The organism is Rhodococcus sp. (in: high G+C Gram-positive bacteria) (assembly GCF_049286785.1).
GTDB lineage: Bacteria > Actinomycetota > Actinomycetes > Mycobacteriales > Mycobacteriaceae > Rhodococcus_F.
Map to the genome: position 1 here is coordinate 1 of NZ_JBAQEO010000688.1, position 2,623 is coordinate 2,623.

Annotated in this window: 2 protein-coding genes; both read right to left on the bottom strand. The window is 69.5% G+C overall.

Annotated features, from left to right (window positions below; all coding sequences use genetic code 11):
- Window positions 1–161: 161 nt before the first annotated feature.
- Window positions 162–1,202 (bottom strand): ABC transporter ATP-binding protein, encoded by a 1,041-nt coding sequence (locus WAW17_RS24995; protein WP_422335572.1) that lies wholly within the window; start codon window positions 1,200–1,202, stop codon window positions 162–164.
- The coding region (locus WAW17_RS25000) for an ABC transporter permease (protein WP_422335573.1) at window positions 1,199–2,623 on the bottom strand (1,425 nt) is incomplete at its 5' end. The genes WAW17_RS24995 and WAW17_RS25000, both read right to left, overlap by 4 nt.

Sequence of the window (2,623 nt, forward strand, 5' to 3'; positions counted from 1 at the left end):
GTGCTGCGGGGATTTGGTCGGTGATCCACCCCCTAGGTTCTGGGCGGCGATGTCGCGGATCTCGTCCATGTGCGCGTGCGGCGTCGCCGGCGCAGGTGGTGTTTCCGACGTTGCGGTGCGAGATCACAGCTACCTCACATGCGGTGCCGGCACCGAGGACCTCAACCGGGGTATGCCACGGCGTGGCCGAGGACGCGGATACCGACGCGATCGCCCGGCGTGAGGGCGGTGGCACCGAAGCGGCGCACGGTGACCCGTTCGGGGACCGCGCCGCTTGCGGCGTCGAGGCGGATGCCGAGCAGCATCTCCGATCCGAGGTACTCGATGTCGACGACCGTCCCGGACACGCCGACGCCGTCCGAGGTGAGTTCGATCTGCTCCGGCCGCAGCATGACTCGGGCGTCGCCGTGGACGCCGTTCGAGGTCACGGTGACGTCGCCGAGGGCGCAGCGGGCGCGGCCGCCGGTGATGTGCGCCGGCAGCACGACGGCGTCGCCGATGAATTGCGCGGTGGGGACGTCGATGGGTGTGGCATAGATTTCGCGTGGGGTGCCGATCTGGGCGAGCCGGCCGGCGCTCATCACCGCGACCCGGTCGGCGAACGAGAGCGCCTCGGGCTGGTCGTGGGTGACGAGGATGGTGGTGATCCCCGCCTTCGCGAGGACGTCGGCGACGATCCTGCGGGTGTTGGCCCGCAGGCCGGCGTCCAGTGCGGAGAACGGCTCGTCGAGCAGCATGAGTTCCGGTTCACGGGCCAGCGCCCGGGCGAGCGCTACGCGCTGTTGCTGCCCGCCCGACAGTTGGTCGGGTCGCCGGGCCGCGTACGAGGCGTCCAGCGACACCATCTCGAGCAGTTCGGCGATCCTCGACGCGGTGCGCGCTCGGCGGGGCAGACCGAACCCGACGTTGGCGCCGACGGTGGCGTGGGGAAATAGCGCACCGTCCTGGGCGACGTAGCCCACCGACCGTCGGTGCGCGGGCGTCCAGCCGCCGCCGGCGACGATCCGGCCGGCCAGTGCGATGGTGCCGGCGTCCGGTTTCTCGAAGCCCGCGATCAGGCGGAGCAGGGTGGTCTTGCCGCAGCCGGACGGGCCGACGATCGCGGTGGTGGATCCGGCCTCGGCGACGAGCGTGACCTGGTGGAGGATCGTCGCGGCGCCGAACGATTTGTCGACGCCTTCCACTTCGAGTGCGTAGGTCATAGTCCTGCTACCTTTTTCGACTGGGAGAAGAGCACGTACGTCATGGGCAGCGACAGTACGATCATGATCAGCGCGTACGGTGCCGCCCCGGCGTAGTCGATCTCGCTGCTCAGAGACCAGAACCGCATCGACAGGGTGCGGGTACCGGTCGGCGCCAACAACAGGGTGGCGGTCAACTCGTTCACGATCCCCAGGAAAACCAGCGCCCCGGCCGCCGCTGTGGCCGGGGCGGCCAGTCGCAGCGTCACCCGGAAGAATGCCGACAGCGGTGAGATCCCCAGCGACTGCGCCGCCTCCTCGAGTCCGACCGGAGCCTGCGCGAGCCCGGCCCGCAGGTTCACCAGGGCGCGCGGCAGGAACAGCAGCGCGTAGGCCGCGATCACGACGGTGACCGACTGATAGAGCGGATGCAGATAGCGGATGGAGACGGTGACCAACGCCAGTGCCACCACGATGCCGGGCAGCGAACTCGAGATGTAGGTGCCGCCCTCGAGAAAGCGGCTGAACCGTCCGCGGTGGCGGATCGAGATCCAGGCGATCGGGAACGCGAGCACACACGTAACGACGGCGCCGGAGATGCCGAACCCGAGAGTCTGCACCAGCGCAGGCGCGACGGCGTCCCACTCCCACACTGCGGCCCCGCCGATGACGAGCCAGCGCAGGACACTGACGACCGGGACACCGACCGACGCCGCGATCAGCACCCCGAGGAACAGAAACACGATCGGCGAATAGCGCCGGCCGAGCTCGGCGGGCGCCGTCCGGCGAGCCGCGCCCGCACCGATCCGGGCGTACCGGGCACTGCCGCGGACGACCGATTCGATCACCAGCAGGGTGAGGCAGAGGAGCACCAGCACACCGGCCAGCATGGTCGCCGCGGCGCCGTTGAAGGTCGACTGGTACTGCTCGAAAATCGCCGTCGTGAACGTGTCGAACCGGATGAAGACGAACGCACCGTACTCGGCGAGCAGGTGTAGCGAGACCAACAGGGCCCCGCCCGCGATGGCCAGGCGCAGCTGTGGCACCACGACGCGGAAGAACACCGCCCACGGCCCGGCACCGAGGGCGCGCGCCGATTCCTCGACGGCCGGGTCCAGCCGGCGCAGTGTCGCGGCCGTCGGAATGTAGACAAGAGGAAAGTACGACAGGGTCGCGATGAGAACACCACCATGCAGCCCGCCGAGCGAGGGAATCGCCGTCACCCACGAATAACTGTTCACGAACGCCGGAACGGCCAGCGGCGCCGCGAGGAGCACCGCCCACACCTTCGCCCCGAACACCCGCGTGCGCTCGACCAGCCAGGCGGCCGTGACACCGGTGACGACGCAGATCGGCACCGTGACCACGACCAACATCACGGTGTTCGAGAGCAATTCGCGGACCCGGGGGCGGAACAGCAGTGCCGACGCGGTGTCCCAGCC

Bases quoted from the DNA above. Each gene is read 5' to 3' on its own strand.
- WAW17_RS24995 (WP_422335572.1), bottom strand. From the start codon at position 1,202: ATGACCTACGCACTCGAAGTGGAAGGCGTCGACAAATCGTTCGGCGCC.